This window comes from Muricoccus harenae, from assembly GCF_009848505.1.
Lineage (GTDB): Bacteria > Pseudomonadota > Alphaproteobacteria > Acetobacterales > Acetobacteraceae > Roseomonas > Roseomonas harenae.
Map to the genome: position 1 here is coordinate 73,964 of NZ_WWDL01000031.1, position 1,140 is coordinate 75,103.

The 1,140-nt window shown below is 66.6% G+C and carries 1 protein-coding gene and 1 pseudogene; both read left to right on the top strand.

Features of this window, described 5'->3' with window-relative positions:
* Positions 1-108: 108 nt before the first annotated feature.
* Positions 109-951: an ABC transporter permease gene (locus GSE44_RS19990; RefSeq protein ID WP_159350596.1), complete on the top strand. Its 843-nt coding sequence runs from the start codon at positions 109-111 to the stop codon at positions 949-951.
* A gap of 5 nt (positions 952-956) precedes the next feature.
* Positions 957-1,140, top strand: a pseudogene (locus GSE44_RS19995) (ABC transporter ATP-binding protein); the annotation flags it as partial.

The window sequence follows — 1,140 nt, forward strand, 5'->3', positions numbered from 1 at the left end:
GTAGCGCCGGCCGCAGGCGTGGAAAGCTCGTGTCGGCCGCAGGCGCGGCCCGGCAAAGCCCGGGGAGCGCTGGCCCCCGGGGCACCGGCCGGTGTATAGGCCCGCCCGATGCTTGCAGGCCCTCTCATCACGACCGAAACCTACAGCTTCGATGCGGCAGCCCCGCGTCGGGTGGAGTTGGCGCGCTCCGACTTTCGGGAGGGCTTCGCCTCCTGGCGCCTGGCCTGGACCCTGGCCCGGCTTGACCTGCGGAACCGTTACCGTGGCTCGGTGATCGGCCCCTTCTGGGTGACGCTGTCCACTGTGGCGATGCTGGTGGGGTTGGGCCTGCTCTATGCCCGTCTTCTGGGCCTGAGCCTGGCGGACTACTTACCGCACCTGACCGTCAGCCTCGTGATCTGGAATGTTATCGCGACCATGGTCGGCGATGCCTGCTCCACGATGACAAGCGCCGAGGGCGTGATTCGGCAGCTCCGCATTCCCTTCACCGTGCATGCGCTGCGGACCGTCTTCCGCAACGCCCTTACTGCGGCGCACAACCTGCCCCTGATCTTGCTGGTGCTGTTGATCTTCTGGAAGATCCCAGGGCCGGAAGCGCTGCTGGCGCTGCCGGGCGTTGCCCTGCTCCTGGCCAATGCCTTCTTCGCCTCGCTGCTGCTCGGCATGCTCTGCGCGCGCTTCCGCGACATCGGGCCGATCGTGACGAATGTGATGCAGCTCTCCTTCTTTCTCACCCCGATCATCTGGAAGCCGGAATTGCTGAAGGAAGCGGCCGTCTGGCTGCCGCTGAACCCCTTCTACGCGCTGCTGGAAACCATCCGGGGTCCGCTCGTGGAAGGTGGTGGGGCGCCCATCGTCTGGCTCGCCGCCATCCTGTACACCCTGATCTTCGGGACCATCGCCATCGCCTTCTTCGTCCGCTTCCGCGGGCGTCTGGCCTTCTGGGTCTGACCCTCATGGTGCATATCGAAGCAGCCGGATTGCGGGTCGATTTTCCGCTCTATCACCTGGCCGCGCGCAGCCTGAAGAAGCAGCTGCTGGCCCGCGCCGCCGTGCGGGTGCGGACGGATGAGTCGAATCGCGTCGTGGTCAGCGCGCTGCGCGACCTGGACTTCCGGATCGATTCCGGGGAGCGCGTCG

What these genes read in the sequence shown, in the direction of transcription:
- GSE44_RS19990 (WP_159350596.1), top strand. Translation starts at nt 109, where the DNA reads ATGCTTGCAGGCCCTCTCATCACGACCGAAACCTACAGCTTCGATGCG.